The 23,159-nt window shown below is 59.3% G+C and carries 25 protein-coding genes; 9 read left to right on the plus strand and 16 right to left on the minus strand.

Annotated elements, in window-relative coordinates:
• Nucleotides 1-15: 15 nt before the first annotated feature.
• A complete protein-coding gene (locus GSQ93_RS26900; protein WP_158938661.1) occupies nt 16-1,617 on the minus strand; it encodes a DHA2 family efflux MFS transporter permease subunit in 1,602 nt (533 codons plus the stop codon).
• On the minus strand, nt 1,610-2,668 hold the full coding sequence (locus GSQ93_RS26905; protein ID WP_254074069.1) for an HlyD family secretion protein: 1,059 nt from the start codon (nt 2,666-2,668) through the stop codon (nt 1,610-1,612). Before GSQ93_RS26905 ends, GSQ93_RS26900 begins: the two co-directional genes overlap by 8 nt.
• Nucleotides 2,669-2,841: 173 nt before the next feature.
• Between GSQ93_RS26905 and GSQ93_RS26910 the strand changes: the two genes are divergently transcribed.
• Complete coding sequence (locus GSQ93_RS26910) at nt 2,842-3,648, plus strand: CerR family C-terminal domain-containing protein (protein ID WP_158938663.1); 807 nt, start codon at nt 2,842-2,844, stop codon at nt 3,646-3,648.
• A gap of 67 nt (nt 3,649-3,715) precedes the next feature.
• On the opposite strand, the gene GSQ93_RS26915 is transcribed toward GSQ93_RS26910, so the two are convergent.
• The 4 genes from GSQ93_RS26915 to GSQ93_RS26930 form a co-directional block, all read right to left on the minus strand.
• On the minus strand, nt 3,716-4,771 hold the full coding sequence (locus tag GSQ93_RS26915) for a class I SAM-dependent methyltransferase (RefSeq protein WP_158938664.1): 1,056 nt from the start codon (nt 4,769-4,771) through the stop codon (nt 3,716-3,718).
• A 123-nt stretch (nt 4,772-4,894) separates the two neighbouring features.
• Nucleotides 4,895-5,107 (minus strand): DUF1059 domain-containing protein, encoded by a 213-nt coding sequence (locus GSQ93_RS26920; RefSeq protein ID WP_158938665.1) that lies wholly within the window; start codon nt 5,105-5,107, stop codon nt 4,895-4,897.
• A gap of 330 nt (nt 5,108-5,437) precedes the next feature.
• Complete coding sequence (locus GSQ93_RS26925) at nt 5,438-6,709, minus strand: MFS transporter (RefSeq protein WP_158938666.1); 1,272 nt, start codon at nt 6,707-6,709, stop codon at nt 5,438-5,440.
• 134 nt (nt 6,710-6,843) lie between these two features.
• Nucleotides 6,844-8,028: a M20 aminoacylase family protein gene (locus GSQ93_RS26930; protein WP_158938667.1), complete on the minus strand. Its 1,185-nt coding sequence runs from the start codon at nt 8,026-8,028 to the stop codon at nt 6,844-6,846.
• A gap of 115 nt (nt 8,029-8,143) precedes the next feature.
• Here GSQ93_RS26930 and GSQ93_RS26935 point away from each other — a divergent pair, with 115 nt between their 5' ends.
• Nucleotides 8,144-9,103, plus strand: a complete 960-nt coding sequence (locus GSQ93_RS26935; RefSeq protein WP_158938668.1) for a LysR family transcriptional regulator — start codon at nt 8,144-8,146, stop codon at nt 9,101-9,103.
• A 16-nt stretch (nt 9,104-9,119) separates the two neighbouring features.
• On the opposite strand, the gene GSQ93_RS26940 is transcribed toward GSQ93_RS26935, so the two are convergent.
• The 4 genes from GSQ93_RS26940 to GSQ93_RS38325 are packed head-to-tail and all read right to left on the minus strand — an operon-like array spanning nt 9,120 to nt 11,218.
• Nucleotides 9,120-9,956, minus strand: coding sequence for a TauD/TfdA family dioxygenase (locus tag GSQ93_RS26940; protein WP_367889786.1), 837 nt, complete (start codon nt 9,954-9,956; stop codon nt 9,120-9,122).
• A gap of 6 nt (nt 9,957-9,962) precedes the next feature.
• Nucleotides 9,963-10,871, minus strand: coding sequence for an ion channel (locus tag GSQ93_RS26945; RefSeq protein ID WP_158938670.1), 909 nt, complete (start codon nt 10,869-10,871; stop codon nt 9,963-9,965).
• 13 nt (nt 10,872-10,884) lie between these two features.
• Nucleotides 10,885-11,064 (minus strand): BBE domain-containing protein, encoded by a 180-nt coding sequence (locus tag GSQ93_RS26950; protein WP_158938671.1) that lies wholly within the window; start codon nt 11,062-11,064, stop codon nt 10,885-10,887.
• Complete coding sequence (locus GSQ93_RS38325) at nt 11,024-11,218, minus strand: hypothetical protein (RefSeq protein WP_254074087.1); 195 nt, start codon at nt 11,216-11,218, stop codon at nt 11,024-11,026. Before GSQ93_RS38325 ends, GSQ93_RS26950 begins: the two co-directional genes overlap by 41 nt.
• A 277-nt stretch (nt 11,219-11,495) precedes the next feature.
• Between GSQ93_RS38325 and GSQ93_RS26960 the strand changes: the two genes are divergently transcribed.
• Both GSQ93_RS26960 and GSQ93_RS26965 read left to right on the plus strand, forming a co-directional pair.
• Complete coding sequence (locus tag GSQ93_RS26960; protein WP_158938672.1) at nt 11,496-11,903, plus strand: MerR family transcriptional regulator; 408 nt, start codon at nt 11,496-11,498, stop codon at nt 11,901-11,903.
• Nucleotides 11,858-12,259 carry a carboxymuconolactone decarboxylase family protein gene (locus GSQ93_RS26965; protein WP_158938673.1) on the plus strand — a complete coding sequence of 134 codons (402 nt, stop codon included), beginning with the start codon at nt 11,858-11,860 and terminating at the stop codon, nt 12,257-12,259. Before GSQ93_RS26960 ends, GSQ93_RS26965 begins: the two co-directional genes overlap by 46 nt.
• 59 nt (nt 12,260-12,318) lie before the next feature.
• On the opposite strand, the gene GSQ93_RS26970 is transcribed toward GSQ93_RS26965, so the two are convergent.
• Nucleotides 12,319-13,212, minus strand: a complete 894-nt coding sequence (locus tag GSQ93_RS26970; protein ID WP_158938674.1) for a LysR family transcriptional regulator — start codon at nt 13,210-13,212, stop codon at nt 12,319-12,321.
• 268 nt (nt 13,213-13,480) lie between these two features.
• On the opposite strand from GSQ93_RS26970, the gene GSQ93_RS26975 reads away from it, so the two are divergent.
• Nucleotides 13,481-14,557 carry a nitronate monooxygenase family protein gene (locus tag GSQ93_RS26975; protein WP_158938675.1) on the plus strand — a complete coding sequence of 359 codons (1,077 nt, stop codon included), beginning with the start codon at nt 13,481-13,483 and terminating at the stop codon, nt 14,555-14,557.
• 51 nt (nt 14,558-14,608) lie between these two features.
• Here GSQ93_RS26975 and GSQ93_RS26980 read toward each other — a convergent pair whose 3' ends face one another.
• Nucleotides 14,609-16,012 (minus strand): PLP-dependent aminotransferase family protein, encoded by a 1,404-nt coding sequence (locus GSQ93_RS26980; RefSeq protein WP_158938676.1) that lies wholly within the window; start codon nt 16,010-16,012, stop codon nt 14,609-14,611.
• Nucleotides 16,013-16,118: 106 nt separating this feature from the next.
• Between GSQ93_RS26980 and GSQ93_RS26985 the strand changes: the two genes are divergently transcribed.
• Complete coding sequence (locus GSQ93_RS26985; protein WP_158938794.1) at nt 16,119-17,003, plus strand: DMT family transporter; 885 nt, start codon at nt 16,119-16,121, stop codon at nt 17,001-17,003.
• A gap of 124 nt (nt 17,004-17,127) precedes the next feature.
• Here the strand turns inward: GSQ93_RS26985 and GSQ93_RS26990 are convergent, their stop codons facing one another.
• Nucleotides 17,128-18,114 (minus strand): zinc-dependent alcohol dehydrogenase family protein, encoded by a 987-nt coding sequence (locus tag GSQ93_RS26990; RefSeq protein WP_158938677.1) that lies wholly within the window; start codon nt 18,112-18,114, stop codon nt 17,128-17,130.
• A 111-nt stretch (nt 18,115-18,225) separates the two neighbouring features.
• On the opposite strand from GSQ93_RS26990, the gene GSQ93_RS26995 reads away from it, so the two are divergent.
• From GSQ93_RS26995 to GSQ93_RS27005, 3 genes are all read left to right on the plus strand, one after another.
• Complete coding sequence (locus tag GSQ93_RS26995; RefSeq protein WP_158938678.1) at nt 18,226-19,080, plus strand: LysR family transcriptional regulator; 855 nt, start codon at nt 18,226-18,228, stop codon at nt 19,078-19,080.
• 667 nt (nt 19,081-19,747) lie between these two features.
• Entirely contained in the window at nt 19,748-20,062 is a 315-nt protein-coding gene (locus GSQ93_RS27000; RefSeq protein ID WP_254074071.1) for an H-NS family nucleoid-associated regulatory protein, read from the plus strand.
• A 364-nt stretch (nt 20,063-20,426) separates the two neighbouring features.
• Nucleotides 20,427-20,861, plus strand: coding sequence for a tautomerase family protein (locus GSQ93_RS27005; RefSeq protein ID WP_158938679.1), 435 nt, complete (start codon nt 20,427-20,429; stop codon nt 20,859-20,861).
• 63 nt (nt 20,862-20,924) lie between these two features.
• Here the strand turns inward: GSQ93_RS27005 and GSQ93_RS27010 are convergent, their stop codons facing one another.
• The 3 genes from GSQ93_RS27010 to GSQ93_RS27020 all read right to left on the minus strand — a co-directional run bounded on the left by GSQ93_RS27010 (nt 20,925) and on the right by GSQ93_RS27020 (nt 23,006).
• A complete protein-coding gene (locus GSQ93_RS27010; RefSeq protein ID WP_158938680.1) occupies nt 20,925-21,194 on the minus strand; it encodes a hypothetical protein in 270 nt (89 codons plus the stop codon).
• Between the two features lie 60 nt (nt 21,195-21,254).
• A complete protein-coding gene (locus tag GSQ93_RS27015; RefSeq protein WP_158938681.1) occupies nt 21,255-21,671 on the minus strand; it encodes a MarR family winged helix-turn-helix transcriptional regulator in 417 nt (138 codons plus the stop codon).
• Nucleotides 21,672-21,899: 228 nt separating this feature from the next.
• Nucleotides 21,900-23,006 carry a porin gene (locus tag GSQ93_RS27020; protein WP_158938682.1) on the minus strand — a complete coding sequence of 369 codons (1,107 nt, stop codon included), beginning with the start codon at nt 23,004-23,006 and terminating at the stop codon, nt 21,900-21,902.
• Between the last annotated feature and the right edge of the window lie 153 nt (nt 23,007-23,159).

The raw sequence follows: 23,159 nt of genomic DNA on the forward strand, positions 1-23,159 counted from the left end.
ATAGTGTCTTTGCCGTCAATGGCCGGCGGACGTCGAAACGGGGCCGCGCGGAGTCTTCAGGAGGAGCGCGAGCGGCACGCAGGCAAGCAGCGCGAGACCGAGCAGATAGAACGTTTCAGAGTACGTGATGACGGTAGCCTGCATATGAATCTGCGCCGCGATCTGGCCGAGTGCGCGCATTTTGGCGTAGGCCATGTCGCCGGTTTGCGCGAACCAGCTTGCGGCGCTCGACGTCAAGCGCTCCTGGCCCACCAGCGAGTTGGCCGTCAGCGATTCGCGGATCATCGCGGTATGGAAAGTAGTACGCCGGTCGATCACGGTCCCAATGATCGCGAGCCCAACCGAGCCGCCAAGATTGCGGGCCATATTGTAGAGACCGGCCGCATCGCCTGAATCTTCGCGCGAAACCGCTGCCATTGATGCCTGGTTCAGCGGCATCAGCGCGAGGATTTGCGCAAAGCCGCGTATCAGCTGGGACCAGAAGAAGTCGTGGCCGACACTCTGCGCGGTCAGGTCGATATCGAGCATGCAGCTCAACGCAAACAACAACAGTCCGGCGATCACCAGCATGCGAAAGTCGAGCTTGCCGAGAATGCGCGGCAGGATCGGCATGATCAGGAAGGCCGGCACGCCCGATATCAGCATGATGGCGCCCGATTGCTGCGCGTTATATCCGGACACTATGCCGAGGAACTGCGGCAGCAGATACGACACGCCGTACAACCCCGCGCCGACCGCAAACACAATGACAATAACGCTCGCATAACGCGGATTACGCATCAGGTTCAGACGCATGATCGGCCGCGTCGCGGTGAGTTGCGAAAGGGCGATCAGCACCATGCCGGCCAGCGACACGCAGGTCAGCGCGATGATCATGCTGGACTCGAACCAGCGTTCGCGCTGACCTTCTTCGAGCACCACGGTCAACGAGCTCAGGCCGATCGTGAGGCCAATAATGCCGACCCAGTCCGCCTTGAAAAACGTGCTCCACTGCGGCCGGTCCGACGGCAGTCCGACGATCAGCAAGGTAATCAGCGCAATACATACAGGCAGGTTGATAAAGAAGCACCAGCTCCAGCTGATGTTCTCCGCCAGCCACCCGCCGAGCACCGGTCCCAGCAGCGGACCGAGCAACACTATCAAGCCGAACATCGTCATGCCGACGGGCATCTGTGAGCGCGGTAAGCGGGTGCGGATGATGGTCTGCGCCGTCGGGATCATCGCGCCGCCCGCGAAGCCCTGGCCAATGCGTCCGGCGATCATCATGGGCAAGCTGTGCGACCATCCGCACATCATGGAAAACGCGATGAACAGCGTGGCATTCGCGAGCAGGAAGTTACGCAAGCCGAACACGCGCGTGAGCCATGCGGCAAGCGGGATCATCACGATCTCGGACATCAGGTAGCCGGTCGAGATCCACGTACCCTCGGTGCCGGTTGCGCCAATCTCGCCCTGGATTTGCGGCAAGGCCGAGTTGGTGATCGAGATATCCAGCGTGGCCATCAGCGCGCCCAGCGAGCCGGCCGCCACCGCGAGCCAATCCGCCGCGCTCGCGCGTTCCGCTTCCGGTGCAGGCGCCGCAGGTGGCGACGCCGTTGCCGTGGTTACATCAGCCATGGTCGTTCTCGGCTTTGATGCGCTTGTCACCCTCGCGGGAGGAGCGGGTGTCGACATCGGCGGTTACTGACAGGCCGGGCAGCAGCACGCTGCGTGTCTCCGGCCCTGTCTCAATGCGAATGCGCACGGGAATCCGCTGGACGATCTTGGTGAAATTGCCGGTGGCGTTTTCCGGCGGCAGCAGCGCGAACTGGGCACCGGTACCGGGAGCGAAGCTGTCCACCACGCCGTGCAGGTCAGTGCCTGGTAGCGCATCCACATGCAGGATCACGGGTTGACCGACGCGCATGTGGCCGACCTGTGTTTCCTTGAAGTTGGCCGTCAGATAGGTGCTTTGCACCGGAACCACGGACAGCATCCGCGTGCCCGGCTGTACGTACTGACCGACGCGAACCGAGCGGTCGCCGACCTTGCCAGCCAGTACGCTGCGCACGATGGTGTCCTGCAGGTCGAGGTGCGCTTGCCGCGCGCTTGCCTCTGCTGCGTCGAGCTGTGCACGGGCCTGGGCGATCTGCGCGGTCGTGGCGGCGATCTGCGTCTCGGCGGCATCGACTGCGGCGGTGTTCGCTGCCAGCGTTGCCACTGCCTGATCGCGTGTGCTGGTCAACTCAGACAGCCGTTCGCTGGTTTCAGCGCCGGTGGCGGCGAGCGGTGCGTAGCGTTGGACCTCGTCGCGTGCATGCTGGGCGCTGACGCGTGCGACTTGCTGCTGCGCTTTGGCCTGTTCAATGTTGGCGTGCTGCTGGAGGATGTCGGCTTGCGCGCGCTGGATATCTGCGGCACGTGCAGCGATGGTCGCTTGTGCCTGATCGAGCGAGACCTGGTACTGGCGGGTATCGAGCCGGACGAGCGGGTCCCCGGCCTTGACCGTGGCGTTGTCGCCTACGTAGACATCGGTCACGTAGCCGCTGACCTTGGGCGCAACAGTGACACTGTCGGCTTGCAGATAGGCGTCGTCAGTGCTTTCAATAAAGCGTCCCACTGTCCACCAGCGGGCAAGCCAGACTCCCGCAACGATGAGCGCAATAATCCCAAGCACCATCAGGATCATGCGTCTTCCAGATCGCCGCGTGGGAGAAGCGGCGGAATCTTGCGGTACTTCGTGCGGAGGCGACCCTGCGGTTGTTGACATCTTTGATCCAAATTATTCCAATCGGAACAATTATTCCAGTTGGTAAAATTGTGTCAAGTGATATATTTGTTTAGTTGAAGGGAGAAGCACGAATGAGCGACACAAAACGGCTACGCCGTCCGTCGGCCGGCGGATATGTGCGAGGCGACGAGACAAGGCTGCGAATCATCGAAGCGGCGATCGAGTCATTTGGAGAGCATGGTTTCGAGGGCGCGTCCACGCGTGACATCGCCGCGCGCGCCGGCGTCAATGCACCCGCGCTGCAGTATTACTTCGAGAATAAAGAGGGTGTGTATCGGGCTTGCGCGGAATATCTCGCCGACTCGTCCTGGGTCACGCTTGAGCCGGTGGTGACGCACGCAGCCGATGTGTTGAGCAACGACAGTGATATTCCGGTGCTGATCGATGCGTTCATTCGCATTCAGGAAGCGATTGCGGACCGCATGTTCGCGAAGGCTTGCGATACGTCTAACCAGCGGCTTTTCTTTACGCGTGAACAGGCAGGCCATGAGCCGAGCATTGCATCGGAGATCATGATGCGGCGCGTGCGGCAGCCCCTGAACGATGTTGGCTCAAGGTTGATTGCGCGCATCACCGGCACGAAACCCGACGATGAGCTTACGTTGATCCGGATGCTGAGTTTGCACGGACAACTGTTGATGTTCCATGTCGCGCCGCGCACGACGCTCGCGTTGCTTGGATGGAAAGACATCGATACCGCGAAGGGTGACTTGCTCAAGGCGACGGTGCGCACTCAAACGCGGATGCTGCTTGAGCAATGGAGCGCGGAGGGACTGGTCAAGAAGCCGGAATCGAGTGCACGCAAGAAGCCCGTCGTGAAGGCGGTGCCCAAGAAACCGGCGGCCCGTAAAAGTACCGCGGTTGCCGCGAAAAAGTAACAGAGGAGGCGTTGCGTGCGGGTTCCCGTCACTTCCCGTCACGCAACGCCGGAAATCCTGGTCATGTTTATCGCCGCGCCTCAAAGACGAGATTGAACGGCGTCTCCGTCGCTCGGCGAAACTGCCGGAAACCGCCTTCTGTGACCACGTCATGAATCCGCCGCTCGCCGGCTTGTGCGCCGAGGCACATAGCGCCCGCTTGCGCTCGCGAAGCCGGTGTACAGATCAACGTAGATGCTGAGTAAAAAATCCGCCCAACGGGATTCAGGTTTCCTTCGAGCGTGTCGTTGGCAAACGGCTCGACGATCATCCACGTGCCATCGTCAGCCAGGGTTTCATAGACGTGACGCGCTGCGCCGAGCGGATCGCCCATGTCGTGAAGACAATCGAACATGGTGACGAAGTCGTAACCGCGTCCGGGATAATCGCCGGCTGAAGCAACCTCGAAACTCACGCGATCACTCACGCCTGCCGTTGCCGCCGACTCTCTCGCATGCTCGATAGACCCTTCGTGGTAGTCGTAACCCACAAATGTCGATTGCGGATAAGCCTGCGCCATGATGATGGTGGACGCACCGTGTCCACAGCCGACATCGGCTACCCGCGCGCCGCTTTTCAGTTTTGTCTCGATGCCGCCAAGCGACGGAATCCAGTCGTTCACGAGATACGCCGCGTAGCCCGGACGGAAGAAACGCTCCGTGCCGTGAAAGAGCGAGACATCGTGTTCATGCCATCCAACGCCCAGCCCCGTCTTGAACGACTTCACCATCTTCGGGATGATCTTGAACTGCGCGACGGCAATCTGGAATGCACCGGGAATGAACGCCGGGCTGCCTTCTTCAGCGAGGGCGAAGGACTGTTCTTCGCTCAAGCCGAAGCTTTCCGACGAAGGATCGTAGTTGACGTAGCCGCTCGCAGCCTGTGCGCTGAGCCATTCGCGAACATAACGTGCGTCCGTCTCAGTCGCTTGCGCGAGTTCTTCAGCACTTAGCGGCTTGGCGGCGAGCGCCTTATAAAGCCCAAGCTGGTCGCCGACAACTACAGTGGCCGCATGCATGACGGCGCCGAGATCGTGGACAAACCCTCCCATGAATGCATCGAGTTTTAACTGGTCGACTGCCATGACATGCTCCCTTAAAAGCATCCCGTTTGAAATGAGCGGCGTTTAGTTGGAATTGGTTTGTCATACTTATTATGTTATCCAAGCCGCTTCGTGAGAATAGGGTTCCGATCGTTCAGCAGCGAGTCATGCGGTTCTCGGTGAGTCGACCGGCGGAGTGCCTTGGTGAAACAGCCCGCTCAACTGCGCACGCAGTTCGGGAGAGTCGGTGTGTTTATGAACGGACACGGCATGCTGGACGGCGGCATCCAGGAGTTCCTGGTCGGAGTCTGCAGACAGCGCGATGGAGCAGTTGATCTCGCTAGGAAACTCGCGGCAGTCGATGTATTTGCGGGTCATGGCGTTATCCCCCCAATTACGTAGTATGGAGTTAAGTGACAAAGAAGGGCTGGGCAGCGCCACTCGCCTTCCAACGAGTCAGCGCCTGCGAAAATTATAGGTCGCTGACAAGCGGCTTGCGAACTCAATCGTCGTTACTCCAGGGGCGTAAAGCACTCTGGTTCAGGCGGGAATTCTTATGTCGTTAGCGAGTTAAAAGAGCAGACGAACGCCCGTTCGGCAGATGAGCGTAGAAGCGAAAGAAAAAAGGCTGGACGCCTGAGCGCCCAGCCTTATAGTTGCACCGCGGTTTATGCAGGTTCAGTTACTCCTGCCGCAATTTCCCAAGCGTCAGGTCAGCTCTCGACCACCCGTTTCATCGAGCATTGAAACAGCGATCAACGAAATGATCACGCACACGATCATGTACCACGCGGGGGCCATGGTATTGCCGGTGACCTTGATAAGCCACGCGACAACCAGCTGCGCCGAACCACCAAACACAGACACCGCCACCGCATACGCACTCGCGAGATAACCCGCGCGCGCATGCTTGGGAAAGTTCTCAGGCATGAGTGCATAAGCCGGTGCCGAACCCATTGTGTAGAACAACATCAGCAACACGATCAACCCAACCATGACCGGCAACGAAGGAAACTGGTTCATCAGCCAGAACGCCGGATAAAGCAGCACGATCAGCACAATGCGTCCCACCAGGATCAGCGGCTTGCGACGTTGCATCTTGTCGGATAGCGCGCCCCAGAGCGGACACAGCGTCAGCGAAACGATCGCCGCGAAGATCGACACCAGCATGGAAAGCTTGGGCGGCATCTTCAGGTACTGGATCGAATAGGTCGGGATGTAATACATTAGGACGTAGGTCGCCACCGTCATGCCCATGATGGCGAATACAGTCAGGAACCACTTGCGCACGAGGCCCGGCTCCAGACTCGACCCGGCTGCCTTGGCCTGCTTCGGCTCTTCCACAATGTGCCGGCGCAAATACACGCCGACCGGCATGATCAGCGTGCCGATCAGGAACGGCACGCGCCATCCCCAGTCGAGCAGTTGCTCGCTGCTTAACTGGTAAGTCAGCAGTGCCGCAATGCCCGAGCCCATCAGTGCAGCGGCGCCTTGACTCGCGAGCTGCCAGCTAGCCCGAAAGCCACGGCCTTTAGCCGAACCCGTCTCGAGCAGCGTTGCCGTGGCGGCGCCGAATTCACCGCCCTGCGCGAAGCCCTGCAGCAGTCGCGCAAAGATGATGAGCGCCGGAGCGGCGAGGCCAATGCTTGCATAACTCGGCGCCAGGCCGATCATGCCCGAGCCGATCGCCATCAGGAAGATGGTCAGGGTCAGCGCAGCACGCCGGCCGCGTTTGTCCGCGTAGTGACCCAGCACGAAGCCGCCGACCGGGCGCGCGACAAAGCCGATCGCAAACGCAGACAGCGCGAGCAACGTGGAGACAACCGGGTCATGCGCCGGGAAGAAAAGCTTGGCGATCGTGAGCGCGAAAAAGCTATAGACGGTGAAATCGTAAAACTCAAGCAGGTTGCCGATGATCGCGGCAATCACGATCTTGCTTTGCGATACCGCTTTAGCAGGTTGGGCTGTAATGACTGACATGGACGTCCCGTGAATGCTTGGGTCCTGCGCACGGCTAAGCGCGATGCCGAGGCATCGCACAGTGCGCAAGCGTTATTTGCTACCGATATTGCTACCGAAGTGTTACCGGGTTACCCGCGTGAAGCCCATTGCACCTACTGCGCGAGGAAACGCTCGACCAGACGAGTCCAGTACGCCGCGCCGACGGTGAGGTTGTCGTCGTTGAAATCGTAGGACGCGTTATGCAGCATCGGCGCACCTTCGCCGTTGCCTAAACGCAGGAAACATCCCGGCTTCTTCTGCAGGTAGTAAGCGAAATCTTCACTGCCGGCAATCGGGCCGAAGTTATCGACAACCCGGTCATCGCCAACCAGTTCGCGCGCCACTTGCAATGCCAGTTCAGTCTCGGCCTGGCTGTTGACCACGACCGGATAACCCGGGACGTACTCAATCTCCACGCGTGCGCCATATGCGCTTGCCTGAGCGTCCGTCAGCGCGCGGATACGTGCTTCGAGCAGCTTGCGCACAGCGGGATCGAACGAGCGCACGCTGATCTGCAAACGCGCCGACTCAGGAATCACGTTAGCGGCATGACCCGCGTTGAAAGCGCCGACCGTGACTACAGCCGTTTGCATCGGGTCGATACTGCGCGCGACTACCGTCTGCAAGGCAGTCACCAATCCCGCGCCGATGACCACCGGGTCCACGGCAAGATGCGGGCGCGCTGCGTGACCGCCGCGGCCGTGAATGGTGATGTTGACCGTATCCGACGCCGCCATGAAGGGGCCGCTGCGAAACATGAACGTGCCCGTGGGATAGCCGGGATGATTGTGCAAGCCGAAGATTGCCTCGCAGGGGAAGCGCTCGAACAGGCCGTCGGCAATCATTCGCATGGCACCGCTGTCCGCGCCGATCTCTTCGGCGGGTTGAAACACGAGATGAACCGTGCCGTTGAATGCGCGAGTGCGCGCGAGGTGGCGCGCGGCGCCCAGGACCATGGTGGTGTGGCCGTCGTGGCCGCACGCGTGCATCAGGCCCGCGTTGCGGCTGGCGTACGGCAAACCGGTTTCCTCGGCAATCGGCAACGCGTCCATGTCGGCGCGCACGGCCACGGCACGGGTTCCTGAACCCGCTGTGAGCGACGCGACCATGCCCGTACCACCCAGGCCGCGCGTCACTTTGTAACCCCAGCTTTCCAGGCTCTGCGCAACGAGGTCGGAGGTTTGAAACTCCTTGTACGCAAGCTCCGGATTCTGATGCAGGCGATGACGGATATCGCTTAGTTCATCGCGCAGATCCGTCGTGTCGTCTAGTGAGCAAAAGCCCTTGGTATTTTCCATGGTCGTGGGTGTCTCTCTGTAAGAAATCTAATGGGGAAGTATTCTGCTGCAAAATCCGCTAATCAATGACGTTCATTGACCGATAATGTTGACCTGCATGTCAACAGACAACGATATGGCTAAAGACAATACGCCTGCCCGCGAGAATTTGCTTAGCGCCCGGAGCCTTCGCTATTTGCATGAAATCGACCTGCACGGTGGAGTGCGTGCTGCGGCCGATGCGTTAGGCATTAACGGTTCCGTGATCAGCCGGCAAGTCGCGCAACTCGAACGCGACCATGGCGTAGTGCTGCTGGAACGGCGGGGCAGGCGCGCAGTGCTGACCGAGATCGGGCTAAGCCTGGTCGAACATTTTCGCGAGAGTTGCCGCCGCGATGCGGACATGCTGGCACAACTGGAAGATTTCAGAAGCCTGCGACGCGGACGGCTGGGTATAGGCGTGGGCGAGGGCTTTGTCGAGAATCTGCTTGCTACCGTGCTGGAGCGCTTCAGCTTGCAGTTTCCTGACATCGTGGTGGAACTGCGCAGCGGAGCGACATCGGAAATCATCGCGATGGTCCGCAACGACGACGTCGATCTCGGTTTATGCGCGGGCGGCGGCAGCGACCCCGCCATACGCGCTCGCACGTTCCGCGCGGCGCAATTCTGTGCGCTCGTCAGTCCGCGCCATGCCTTGGCGGGTGAACGGCGCATCCGCTTTGAACAGCTGCGCGATCAGCGGCTTATCTTCATGCCCGAGCGCTTCGGCGCCCAACAATATCTCGATGCCATCATTCGGGCCGAGCGGCTGAACCTGACGCCGTCGTATCGCTGCGATCTTTTCTCGGCTGCTCAGGCCATTGCCGCAGCGGGACTGGGCGTGGCATTCATGTCGACGGATGCAGCGCGGCAATACCTTGAAGCGGGGCGTCTGGTTGCAATCGAACTGGAGCATCCGATTGCACGCGAATTCAGCAGCCAGGCAATACGGCGGGTAGGCCGGCGCCTTTCTCCGGCTGCTGAATTTCTGTGGCGCCATCTTGTAGAAGCGATGCAGCGACGATGGGCCGCTGCTCCGTCCAAGCAAGACGAGTGAGCGCGCTTAGCGGCGCTTAAGCGACGCGGATTGACGGGCGTGTACTACCACGCTGCAATACGAGAATGCGCGACAGCAACTCGTCGCGGTCCATATAACACCCTCGCAAGAAGCGCTTCCCGCTCGCCTGATCGAAGGCCTTGCGGGCATGCATGGTCCTGCGATTATCGAAGCACCACATTTGGCCCGCCTCCAACCGGCGACTCACTATGAAGCGTGAATCCCGGGTAAGCGCGCAAAAGTGCCGATACGCGCGATAGAACGCGCCCATCTCTGAGGCCGGCAAATTGAAGGGCGCACGAAGCCAGTTCGCCAGCCGGATCTCACTCACCTCGCCGCGCGAGTCGAGGCCAATAATAGGTGCATAGCTGCGATAGTCGCTTCCCGGCGCCTTGTTCCAGAACTCTACCGGGTGCTCGCATAGCAGACGGAAGTCTTTGGGCGACTCTGCTCGCAAAGTCGCCGCAATCGCGAATCCGTCCACGAAGGTACTTTCGCCACCGGTGGCGTCGTTGATCAGGCAATGAAGAAACTGCAAGCCGGGTTGAAGTTCCCGGGTCGGCAGATCGGTATGTGCCGGCAATTCCAGGGTCGTGTAGGCATTGCTATCGGCTGCTTCAGCTTTCGTCCTGACTTCGAAAGTCATGCCGAAATTGCTCTCGCGAATAAACGATATGCGTCTCGCCACGGTTTCCAGCGCTTCGTCGGTTGAGGGCACGCCGATGAGCATGGTCAATCCGACGTCGCGCGCCGCAAGCAGCCAATCGAGCAGGACAGAGTCGGATGACATCACGGACGAGTAGTCGAACGTGGGGATAAGCAGGTTGCTTTCCCACGAACGTACGCTGCGCAGCCGATCTCAGAGCGGCGCGACATCGTGAAACTTGCCGTAGTCGAGATGCGTTTCGCCGTCCCGCTCGTACATCAGGTCGATGTACTGATGCTGCCAAAGAATACATTCAGGCGGCCACGCATAACGTGCTTGCATGGGCTGCGCCGTGGTTTCGTCCAGGCCTTCCACCATCAGCATCAACTCGGCATTGCTTGCTTTGAGCGACTCGAGTGTCTGGCCGAAGAGCGGGCTTTCTTCATCGATGACATGCATCAGGCTCCAGCCGAGCAAGAAGATCGGATGCTGTTCGCGGATCAGCGGAAGGTCAAACACCTTGCGAAAATAGAAGCCTTCGGGCGTGGTCTCCGAACGCATCAGCCGCATCTTGGCCTTCGCTTCCACAATCACGTTTTGACGCGCATTGGCGGCGCGGACCATGAGCGTCATCCGACCGTCGATAGGACGGACCACGGCGCGTTTCGCGAAGAGGATGCGTGCATGGGGTCGCGAAAATCGCGCGAAAATCATGCCGGTCGTCAACGCAATGCCCGACATGCCGACGAAGATCTCCAATGTGGCGACGCTGTGGCCGTAGATGGTATCCGGATGCATGTCGCCATAACCCACCGTTGCAAGCGTCTCCACGCTGAAGAAGAACGCGCCTAGCAGACCAGCGGGAGCCTGGTTTGCAATCGCGTGATGTCCCAGCAGGTACAGCAACGCGAACCCGAAGTTGAGCAACAGGAAAAGCAGCGCCGCGACCGCGAAAAATAGCGGCCATCCGACCGTCAGTGCGATGTGATAGATATCCTGCCAGAAGTAGGTCTTGAGGCCGTGCGTGATGACATGCCGGTTTTCATCCAGCGCCAGCCGGCGATGCGGTGCCCCAGGCTCGTATGCCTCATCGGATGACGATTCAGTGGTCTTGGATGGCATCGTTGAAGTGACTCTAAAAAGGGAAGGCGGGACATTTCGAGCGGTGCGCGTGCAACTGTTCAACCGGCATCGGTCTTATCCAGGTTTCGTAACCGTCAGCGCTCCAGCGTTCGCTCCCTACGCCATGATGAACGAAGAACAAGCCATCAGGATCATATTGATCTTTCACGGCGGGCAGCCTGCTGCAATTCAAGCCCCAGGAAGCCCGTTGCCAGTCTTGCCGAGATTCCCCATGATCGCGCCGGGATCACGAGGACCGGCATCAGCATCATGGACGATCCCGTGCAGATAATGCTGCTCAACATGCCGGCTGCCACGCCGACGAATAAAACCAGAACGTTTTCCATAGCCCGCGTCTTTGTAGAAATTATTCGAATAAGCGACGTTGCAGAAATGGGACTAGCCAGTACCGCGCAGGACGTATGGTACGTGAACTTTCGGTGCCTCGCGACGAGCGGAAGGCGAGGATAAAGCGAGCTTTTGATATTTTCCGGCGCTAAGTCCGCCCGCTTATCGCGACGCCGGCGGCCCATATTCCGCGTTAGCGGCACAATGCCGAAAAGTGCTTGACTTAGAGTGCACTCTAAGCCCTACCATGCTCTATGTCGAAACGAGAACGCAGCCATGAAAATAGGTGATATCGCCGAGCAGACGGGTCTCACGGCCTATACGATTCGCTACTATGAACGGATCGGATTGCTGCCGTTCGCGCTGCGAGACAGTACGGGTCAACGTGTCTATGACGCTTCGATCCTCACATGGATCGAGTTTCTGGGCCGGCTCAAAACGACTGGTATGCCGATTCAGGAAATGCTGCGGTATGCCGGGCTTCGCGCGCAGGGCGCGGCGACCGAGGAAGCCCGGTGCGAGCTGCTAGCGGAACATCGCGATCAGGTCCGACTCAGGGTGGCAGAACTTCAGGCATGCCTTCTCGTCCTCGACAACAAGATAGCTGGTTATGCCCATACTCAACTGAGGACTGAAAAATGCAAGACACGATCGAACGCCAAGCGGGTCAGGAAAGCCGCCTAGAACGGGGCAAGCGGGTGTTATCGGAGATCGACGGGGAAGCGGGGGAGAAGGTTATTGACTCGCTTGCGGATATTGCGCCGGACTTTGCGAAGTACCTGCTTGAATTTCCATTCGGTGATATCTATTCGCGACCGGGCCTGGATATCCGTGCTCGTGAGATCGCCACCATTGCAGCACTTACCGCGTTGGGCAATGCAACGCCCCAACTTAAGGTCCATATTGCCGCGGGGCTTAATGTGGGTATCAGCCGCGAGGAGATAGTCGAGACCATCATGCAAATGGCTGTGTATGCGGGATTCCCGGCTGCACTCAATGGTTTGTTTGCCGCGAAGGAAGTCTTTCGCGATCACGTCTAAGCGGGGCACGTAAGCGGGCGCGCCTGATGTCTTAGCCTGTTCGCTCACGCCCGCATCGTTCAAGCAAGCACGAGCGCGGGCGTGGGGGTTGCGACCGGACGCGCAATCTCAAGAAAGGCGTTAAGCGCGGTGCTCGCGTATACATCGCGGCGACGCACGAACATTGTGTCGACGCGAGCATCTTCGGGTGCGAGATCGTGCACTGCCACGCGACCTTCGCGCCACGCCGTGGCGACCACGCCTTTCGGCAGGAGCGTCACGCCCACGCCTGCCGCCACGCAACCGAGCATGGCGTCCAGCGAGCCGAATTCCAGCGGCGTGCTGACTCGCAAGCTGTGCCGCGCCAGCACGATATCCAGCCGTGTCCTGTACGAACATCCAATCCGGAATACGATCGTCTTCACGTCGCCCGACTGCGCAAGCTCAGCAATGGAGCGAATATGACGTGCTGTCACGAGTACCATTTCCTCACGAAAGAAGGCCTCGGTGGATAGGTCGTCGTGATGCACCGGACCCGCGACAAACGCGCCGTCCAGCCGGTATTGCAGGACGTCGTCAATCAGGCTCGCCGTGGTCCCGGTCCGCAGGACCATATCCACTTGCGGATAAGCTAGCGCAAACGAGGCGAGTACGTCGGGCATGCGCAGTGCAGCGGTCGTTTCCAGCGTACCGAGGATCAGTGGTCCCCGTGGGACGCCATCATCCTTGACGGCGCTGCGTGCGTCGTCGAGTAACCGCGCCATCTGTCTGGAGAAAGGCAATAGCCTGCGGCCAGCAGCCGTCAGTTCAACGCCGCGATGGTGCCGGTGAAAGAGGGGCGTGCCCAATTCCTCTTCGAGCAAGCGAACCCGCGCCGTGACGTTCGACTGAACAGTATGAAGCTCCAGGGCTGCGCGATTCATGCTGCCGTTTCGCGCGACCGACTCGAATATGCGTAAATCGGCTGCATCCATGTCGACTCTCGATATCGGGGAAAGTGATAGCAATTATCACATCAAAGCGCCGCTCGCTTCTTGAAAGCTTGCTAAGCTTTGCGCTGCTGACGGCGCGGGCTAAAGGCTGTCTTTAAGCGGGAACCGGGCGGTTCTATCGAAGGCAATGTGGGCATTGATGTACGCTTCAACCGCAGTGCATTCGGGCCGCTGTGCAGGGCCAAGCCGAGTGCAACGAATGGATTCCACGTCACTCGGGCACCGCGAACATCATCAAGGAGAAAAGAGCATGGGCACCTGGCGCGATCGTCGGATACTCGACTTGTTTGGTATTGAAGCACCTATTGTTCTGGGACCCATGGCAGGCCCTGGTACACCCGAATTGGCGATAGCCGTATGCGAAGCAGGCGGCCTGGGATCGCTGCCTTGCGCGCTACTCAGCGTGGAGCAAGCGCGTGACGGGATCGCGTTGATCCGGTCGAAAACGCGCGGCCCGATCAACATCAATTTCTTCTGTCATGTTCCGCCGCAAGCCGATGCAGCGCGCAGCATGGCATGGCGCGCGCGTCTCGCGGAGTACTACGTTGAGTATGGACTCGATCCAGAAGTAACGCCGCCGGCAGCAGGACGTCGCCCGTTCGATAACGACTTCTGCGCCGTCGTGGAAGAATTCAAACCTGAAGTCGTAAGTTTTCATTTCGGACTACCAGATAAAGTTCTGTTCGATCGCGTGCAGGCGACCGGCGCAAAAATCATAGCGTCGGCGACCACCGTGGCGGAAGCACGCTGGCTCGAAGCGCATGGGTGCGACGCCGTGATCGCGATGGGCGTTGAAGCAGGCGGGCATCGTGGAAATTTCCTGACGCAGGATTATGCTGCTCAGGTCGGCACGTTCGCGCTGGTGCCGCAAGTAGCAGATGCCGTTTCTGTTCCCGTGATCGCCGCGGGCGGCATAACCGACGCGCGGGGAATTGTCGCTGCGTTCGCATTGGGCGCGTCGGCGGTGCAGATGGGGACCGCGTATCTGTTTTGTCCGGAGGCGAAGGTGCCGGAGGTGCATCGTATTGCGCTGCGCGAGTCTCAAGATGACTCCACCGTGTTGACGAACATCTTCACCGGCCGGCCGGCGCGCGGCATCATCAATCGGGTGATCCGTGAACTCGGTCCGCTCTCCGCTGTGGCACCCGCCTTTCCGCTTGCCGGCGCCGCACTTGCGCCGCTTAAGGCCAAGGCCGAGCAGGCAGGGAAGGGCGACTTCACGAGCTTGTGGTCGGGACAGGCGGCGCGGCTCGGGCGCGAACTGCCTGCGGGCGAATTGACGCGTGTGTTGAACAGCGAAGCGCTGGCGAAGATGGCGCAGGCTTGACGCGTTGCCGTTCACGCTGCCCGTTTAAAGCCGTTAATGCGTTAAAAGCGCTCACCCATGCATCGCTGCTTCAAGCACCGTAAAAACGCGTGGGTCAGTCGATTGAGCCACGTTAAAACGCAGGAACTGGCTGGCGGACTGCGCGACACTGAACGCATTGCCTGGCGCAAGGATGACATTCTCGGCCAGTGCCCGGCGGGCAACGTCCGTTGCGTCCAGTCCGTCGGGCAGCTCGCACCAGAGGAACATGCCGCCCCGCGGCTCGATCCATGATTCGATACCCAGCGCTTCCAGCCGCGCGCTTGTTTGTCCCATCGTGCGGGACAAGCGCTCTCGCAAACTCTCCATGTGCTTTCTGTACGTGCCGTCTTTCAGCACGGCGAGGATGAGTTCGCCTGAAAGACGTCCGCCCCCGAATGAGGTGGCAATCTTTAAGTCGATCAATCGTTCGACCCAGTCACGCCGCACCGCGATAAAACCGCAGCGCACCGACGCCGAGAGGCTCTTGGAAAAGCTGCCGATATGGACGACTCGCTCCAGGCCGTCGAACGCTGCGAGGCGAGGAGCGGATTCGTGCTCGAAGTCGCCGAAGATATCGTCTTCGATAATCGTCAGGCCCGACTGGTCCGCGAGCTTAAGAAGCCGATGCGCGACGACCGGCGAGAGCGTTGCGCCCGTCGGATTGTGAAGCGCCGAGTTGGTGATGTAGAGGCGCGGCCGATGCTCAGCGAGCGCCTGCGCGAACAGGTCGATATCGGGACCTGCAGGCGTATACGGAACGCTGACGATCTTGGCGCGATGAGCACGCAGCAAGGCAAGAAAATTGAAATAGCAGGGGTCATCGACGAGTACCGTATCGCCGGGTTCGAGCAGAAGGCGGCATAACAGGTCAATGGCTTGCGTGCCGGATTCGGTGAGGATGATCTGATCAGGCGCCGCCTCGATGCCGCGATCCGCCATGCGGCGCGCGAGCAATTGCCGCAGCGCCGGGAGCCCGAGGGACGTGCCGTAGTCGGCCAGCACGGCGGCGTCGGTGCGCGCGACGGATCTCAATGCGCGGCGTAACCCCGCCTCGGGCAACCACGATGCAGGTAGCCAGCCGCAACCGGGTTTCAGGGCATTCGCGCCGGCTTCCAGCGATTGCCGCGATACCCAGAACGGATCGACAACACGGTCCAGGCGTGGGCCCAGCTCAGCGAGCGACAGCGGCGGCAGGTGTCCGGCGACGTAAAAGCCCGAGCCGCGGCGCGACTGGATGATCCCTTCGGCAGCGAGGCGATCATAGGCTTCCACCACGGTGGACTTCGAGACCTGCAAGGTTTCGGCGAAGCCCCGGATGGAGGGAACCTTGGCGCCCGGCGCCAGGGTACGTCCGGCAATTCGCTGCCGGATGGCCTGCATGACGCGTTCGACCAGGGTGCCGGCATCCGTGCTAAAGAAGGTAGTGTCTTCCATGTGTACTGATTTTTAACCCATACAGTTTTCCCTAACTGTAGTGCACTGTCTCTGGAAAATCCATGCTTTATGGGCCGATACTGCTAGCTGAAAATAGGGGAGCATGATGGACAAGACGGCAAGCGGATGGATGAACGGTTTCCTCGGGATGCTGATTTTCAGCGGCTCATTGCCCGCGACACGCGTCGCGGTCGCGGCCTTCGATCCGGTCTTTCTCACGGTCGCGCGTGCTGGAATCGTTGGCTTGCTGGGACTCGCGCTCTTGCTGGTGTTCCGGCAAAAGCGGCCCGAGCGAGGCGACCTGATTTCGCTCGCGGTGGTGGCGTTCGGCGTCGTCATCGGCTTTCCGCTGCTCACCGCCCTTGCGCTCAAGCACATCACCGCGGCTCATTCCGTTGTCTTTGTTGCCTTGCTGCCGCTGTCGACCGCGATCTTCGGCGTGTTGCGCGGAGGCGAGCGTCCGCGCCCTGCGTTCTGGCTGTTTTCTGGTTTCGGCGCCTTGCTTGTAGCCGGTTTTGCGCTTGCCCGAGGGACGGGGGCGTCGCCTGTGGGAGATCTGCTGATGTTCGCGGCCATCATCGTCTGCGGGCTGGGTTATGCGGAAGGCGGCAGGCTCTCGCGCAAGCTCGGCGGCTGGCAAGTGATCTCGTGGGCGCTGGTGTTGTCGCTGCCTATCATGGCGCCGCTGGCACTGATCACCATGCCGTCGACCTGGGCCGACGTGGGCGGATCAGCATGGATGGGGCTTGCCTACGTGTCCTTGTTCAGCATGTTGATTGGCTTTGTTTTCTGGTATCGCGGGCTGGCTCAGGGCGGTATTGCGGCGGTGGGGCAGTTGCAATTACTTCAACCGTTCTTCGGGCTCGTGCTTGCCGCAACGTTGTTGCATGAACCTGTCGGCTGGCCGATGGTGGCTGTCGCAACGGCCGTGGTGCTGTGCGTAGCCGGCGCCAAGCGGTTTGCGCGGCCGGCTGTTGCGTTATCGCGGTAGGGCAACTCCGGCGGTTGTGATGAGCGCGGCCCGGCTTAGGTTGGGTCTAGGCCGACCGCATGACGGCCGCCCGGAGAACCCGTGTTTTTATTCCGCCTCAGCGCTCTATCCTGATGCAATGCTTTTATTGAACGTCGACGACTATTTTTCCCTTGGTGGTTCCCGCTGCAATCGCCTGATAAGCAAGGTCGGCGCTAGCCAGATCGAACCCGCGTGGGTCTACTCTGGGCAGGAGCTTTCCTGCTTCGACCAGCCGCGTTGCTACTTGCAGGATTTCTCCATGATGCTCACGGTATTTTCCGGTGAGCAGCGGTGCGAGCGTGAATACGCCCGAGTACGTTGCTTCGCGGAATGACAACGGCGCGAGGGCGTGGGTGCCCCAGCCTAGCGCGCTCACTACATGCCCGAATTGCGTGACCGCCGAAAACGATGCATCGAGCGTTGCCCCGCCAACCGTGTCGGCCACGAGGTCAAAACCTTCGCCGCCCGCGTGTTCCTGAACGTACTGCTCGACCGAATATTCACGATAGTCGATAGCAGTCGCGCCATAACTCGCCATGAGTTCGGCGTCGCCCTTGCTCACCGTTGCAAAAACGCGAGCGCCTAATGCTTGCGCGAGTTGCACGGACACGTGTCCGACACCGCCTGCTCCGCCTTGTACAAGCACCGTTTGCCCTGCTTTCAACTGCGCCCTGTCCACGATGCCCTGATAAGAAGTGATGAAGCTGAGCGGTAGGGCTGCGGCTTCTTTCATCGACAGGTTGGAAGGCTTCAACGCGATCAGCCGGGCGTCCACTGCTGCGAACTGAGCGAGTGAGCCCTGGATGCCGCCAACACCGCCAGTCATTCCGTACACCTCATCACCCACCTTGAACTGAGCGACGCCTTGCCCGACCGCTTCGACGACCCCCGCCATATCGATACCCAGCACCAGCGGCAGCGGATGCTTCGCGTGTGCCGCGCTGCCGGCGCGAATCTTGGTGTCCAGCGGATTCAAGCCGCTCGCCTTGATACGGACCAGCACCTGGCCGGGCTGCACGCTTGGCCGAGAGAGTTCGGTCAGTTCAAGCGGGCCGTTATAACGATTCAGAACCAGCGCTTGCATGTTCATGATGTTTCTCCGGGTGACTGAGCGAATTTGCTTGATTCATCTTCGTCCATGCGGGAAATTACGACAATCGACGTTATTGCACGTCGGCCAAACGTTTATGCATGAGGCGAAATGGACTGGGGCGATGTTCGGATTTTTCTGGCGATTGCCCGCACGGGTTCGCTTGGCGCGGCCGCAAAGCGGACCGGTCAGACGCAACCGACAATGGGCCGGCGGCTTCGAGCGCTTGAATCAGCGGTCGGCCAAACCCTGTTTCAACGCACTACCGACGGTTTTGTTCTGACAGATGAGGGAGCTGCCGTTCTGATGCACGCGGAGCGTATGGAGGAGGATGCACTCGCGTTCGAGCGCTCTTTGGCCGGCAAGGAGCAGCATCTTACTGGCGTGCTGCGGGTGTCATCGTCGGACTGGTTTGGCATTCATGTCCTGACGCCGCTCTTCGCTGAATTCCTGAAAGCCAATCCGCGTGTGAGCATCGAGCTGGTGACCGATTCCCGCCGGTTCAATCTGGCAAGGCGCGACGCGGACCTGCTGTTTCGCATCACGCAGTTTGACGAGGCCGATGTGATTCAGCGGAAGTTCATGCACATGGACTACGCGTTATACGGCCCTGTCGACATGGTTCCACCGCAGGCCGGCGACGGCGAGGGGTATAACCTTTTCACCATGGACAGCGCATTTGGAGCGCTGCCCGACGTCGAGTGGGTAAGGCGCGCTCTGCCGAAAGCGCATGTGGCATTTGGCAGTAACAACCGCGGCGCACAGGCCAGGATGTGTGCGGAGGGCGGAGGACTCGCGGTCCTCCCCTGCGCGCTCGGCGACAATACGACCGGCATTCATCGCATTGATCTGGGAGAGACGCCGCCCGGCCGTGACGTTTGGTTCGGCTATCATCGCGACCTGCGCCGGCTTGGAAGACTGCGGGCGCTGCTTGATCTGGTTATCGAGCGATTGGCGAATGTGTGATCCGGTCGATCTTTGGATTTACGTCCGCCACCGCATACTTTCAATAAGCTTCCGGCGTAACGACCATCGAGGTGGATCAGCATCGTGAAATGGGCTCGGAAAGTTGCTACATGCGTACCGCTCCGGCAATACATTGCACTCGGCAAACCGAAAGCCCCTCGCTCGCGAATCCACGTTTTTTAACCAGATTGAATGGCCGCGATTGAATTGTTTCATCCAATTAGAGTCGGACGCCACGTGTAAGATATCGTTAATATCAATGGCTGGATCAGTTGATTTGGCCGTGGTATTTTTATCTTATCGCCTTGCAACGCGGATGTTTTCGATGCGATCCGGCGTGATGCGCGTACACTTGCTGCTGTTTCAGCGAAGAGGCCCGAGGGGAAACCGCCCCTGCGTGCAGGCAGCACCTCTATAGTCGCCGGCTGATACGGCAGGCCGCGGTTCACAGCGTGACCGCTACTGAAGAGTCCGACGAAGCTCGCAGGCCGGAATGCCTCTAGTCCGGCAACCATCGGTGTAGCAGGCTTGACCTGTTCGCCAAGTGACCCGACCGGCTGAGACGCAGCGGTGAACCCGTTATTAAAACGCGATTCCCTCTGCGCTGACTTTTGTTGATCAATACGTTATCGAACACCCATACAACTTCAAAGAACGACTTTTTATAATGCAAACGGAAATGCCCACCCTTAAAGAACTGCTCGCGCAACGCGAAGCACTTCAAGATCAATTGAACGTCGCTCGACAGCGGCAGGCCGAAATCGTCCTCGCTGAAATAGTCGCAAAGATGGGCGAATATAAGATCTCGCTCGCCGAGCTCATGGGGCACAACAATCAAGTCAAGGCGACGCCCGCAGCAGTCGCTACAACAGGCGCACCCAAATATCGTGACGCGGTGAGCGGTGCGACCTGGTCCGGCCGCGGTCGAGCTCCTCACTGGATCGTCGACAAGAACCGTAACGAGTTCCTGGTAACTGCCTGAATCGGTATCTTTCCGTGGGCATAGACGCATCGACGATGCGGTATGGGATTGCGCGCCCGAGCAAGCCCCGCTCTGAAAAATCTGAGCGGCATGTAAGACCCCACTGAAGACGAACTGATGCCTTCGCCCGATATCGAGAAGCGGGCGGGGCGGGCGTCGCATCGACTGCCGGGTAAACACGTGTATCTGGCCGGTACGGCAAGCAATAAGATGTAGCTACAACTAAATAGCTAGTTTTTATTCGTTCAGTTAGTTGTAGCTGCAACTGTGCGTAATCGCAGCTTATCCTCTGCACAATTTTTGTACATGCAATAGACAAGCCGCAATAGCGAACGCGTGGTTTTATTGCTCAAGGAGTGGCTATATGCCTACCTATATTGTTTCTGCTGCGACGGGCCGCCTGTCCGCCGATGCCAAGCAACGCATCGCCGAGGAGATTACCCGAATTCACAACCAGGCTACCGGCGCGCAGTCCTTCTTTGCCCAGGTGATGTTCAACGAAGTGCCGCAAGGCAACCACTTTGTGGGTGGACGTCCGCTTAGCTCGGAGCAGATCTTTGTGCACGGACATATTCGCGCCGGTCGCAGCGCAGAGCGCAAGCGTGAGTTGCTTGAGGGCATTGTCGACGCGATTTCGAAAACCACCGACGTGGCCAAGCGATTCGTCTGGGCCTACCTATCGGAACTGCCCCCGGCACAGATGATCGAATACGGCCATGTTCTACCGGAACCGGGATCTGAACAAGACTGGCTTTCGTCGCTGCCCGCTGAAGACCGCGACTATATGCAAAGCATCTGAAAGACGCTTGACGCCGGCACTGCCGCCACCGCTTTCACGCCAAAGAGGATGATCGATCGACGTTCAACGCGAACATTGATCGATTGCTTGCACGAGCGGATCCTGCAGCGCCGGATCCTGGAAAAACGCGTCGAGACTACGGTGTTCATCGTTTGCGAACGCCTGAAGGCATCGAACATTGTTTGCATGACTGCTTGAAACGGAGCAGGCAAGTGCGACCAGCAGCGCTGCCAATCCAAGGATTGCACTGGCGGCGCTGGCGGTGCGTAACGGGGACCCTCGCCACCCAATGCGCTTTTCAACCACGGCCATTCGGCTCAATTCGTTATCCATTTGCTTGCCTCCATTATGATTAGCAAGACAACTATTAGATTTTAAAAAAACGTACCGGACTTACACCAACGCCTTCCTCACACCGTGCATGGACGTGACGGCCGACTCGAATAATTCCGGGCCGATCTTCGCGCGCAAGGTCCGTGCAATTTTTGCGCTGGCATTGTTGATGGGCCGATCGAGCGCCTGACCGGCGGGCGTTGCATGCACTGTCCACTCACGGCCATCTTCCTTCGCTTGACGGCGCTCGACCAATTGCTTTTCGCAGAGACTGTCGATAAGCCTGGTTGCGGTGGGTCGCGCTATGCCCAGGATCTCGGCTACCTGACTGCTAAGGCAACCGGGCGTAGCCAGTACGACCCGAAACACGAACCCCTGTGGCGGTGTCAGCCCGAATTCTGCGTACGCAACTGTCCATTCCCGCTCCACGAGACGGGCGAGGGCAGCAGAGTTAAAGTAAAGACAGTGATCGAACATGAATACATTAGATCACAAAGTAGTTAGCAAGGCAATTAATTATTCATGCGCGACCGCTGCAATTTCCGGAGCGGATTAAAACCCGGCCGGCCTTGAAGCATTTTCGTGAGTGGGTGTTGTCGCAGGTTTGAAAAGGTGTCGGTGCAAGTGCCGGATCTGCCAAGGGTAACGCTGGAGGCCATCTTAACGGCCTCCACGGCCTCCACGGCCTCATGTCAGTCCCTCTGCTTAGAACACGCTACAAATCCCCACGCGCCCTACTGCCTGCTTCTGATTGCTTGAAGGATTGAAGCCTGCGATCTGGGCGACTTGCGCGTCGCCGGCAGCTTTCTGGAACACGCCCAGCACATATACCGATGTCCGCTTCGACAACGCATATTCGGCCGTCAGGTTGAACTGGTTGTATTTGGGCTGCGCGCCGGTCGCATGATCACGGCCGGTGGTGTAGGTGTAACCCGCACCGATCGTCACTGCGGGTGTCGGGTTATAAAGGCTCGACAACTCGTAGTTCTGGAACGTTGCATCGTGCCCTGCGCTGCCTTGCTGGAAGATCGTATTGGTGAAATCGGCCAGCACGCGCAGCGACGCCAGCACTTGATATGAAGCCCCCACGCCCAGGACCTTCTGCGCACGGGCGGCGGCCAGGAAGTCGCCATAGACCGCGTTCGTGAAGCCCGGATAGTTCTGGTAGCCCTGCGTCGAGACACCTGGATCGTTGATGCGCAAATATCCCACGCCTGCGCTGATCGGCCCCGCTGCATAGGTCGCGCCTGCGCTAAACGTGGAGTTATTCGAGAACTGCCCCGCGATACCGCCTAACGAATACAGTCCGCCAAAGGTGAACCCGGCGAAAGTGGGGCTGCGATATTTGATCGCGTTCGAGATGGGGAAACCGTTGTCGGTGTTGTCCATGTCATTCGGATGAGCGAAGTAATAGCCACCGATGTTGCCGTTCAGCGTATAGGGTTCGACGAAGTCCACCACAGAGTCCCACTGACGGCCCAGTGTGACCGTACCCAACTGCGTACTCTGAAGACCCACGTAGGCGTTGCGCGAAAATTCCAGCCCACTGCCAAGGCGTCCCGAGTTCAGATCGAAGCCGCTTTCAAGGCGGAAGAGGGTTGAAAGACCGCCACCCAGATCCTCGGTGCCGCGCACGCCCCAGCGGCTGCCCGCGGTCACACCGGATGCAAGCTGGACCAGATGGTTCCCCTGCACATTGCTCACAATATCGACACCGTCCTCCACGATTCCGTATAACGTGACCGCGCTCTGCGCGTGCGCCGCTGAACTCACGGCCAGCAAAAAGAACGCGCTAGCAAGTTTCTTGTTCATTGGATGATCCCTTTTGTTTTCGGAAATTAAATGGAAACGGGCAAGGTGGCCGCGAATTATCGGAGGCGGCAAGCAATCCGCTAACCAAATAAAAGTGGAATGTTTTTCGTTCCAAGGTTCTTTACGCCGCCTACGTTTTGTGCCGAAAACGCA

This window comes from Burkholderia sp. S171 (genome assembly GCF_009766085.1).
Lineage (GTDB): Bacteria > Pseudomonadota > Gammaproteobacteria > Burkholderiales > Burkholderiaceae > Caballeronia.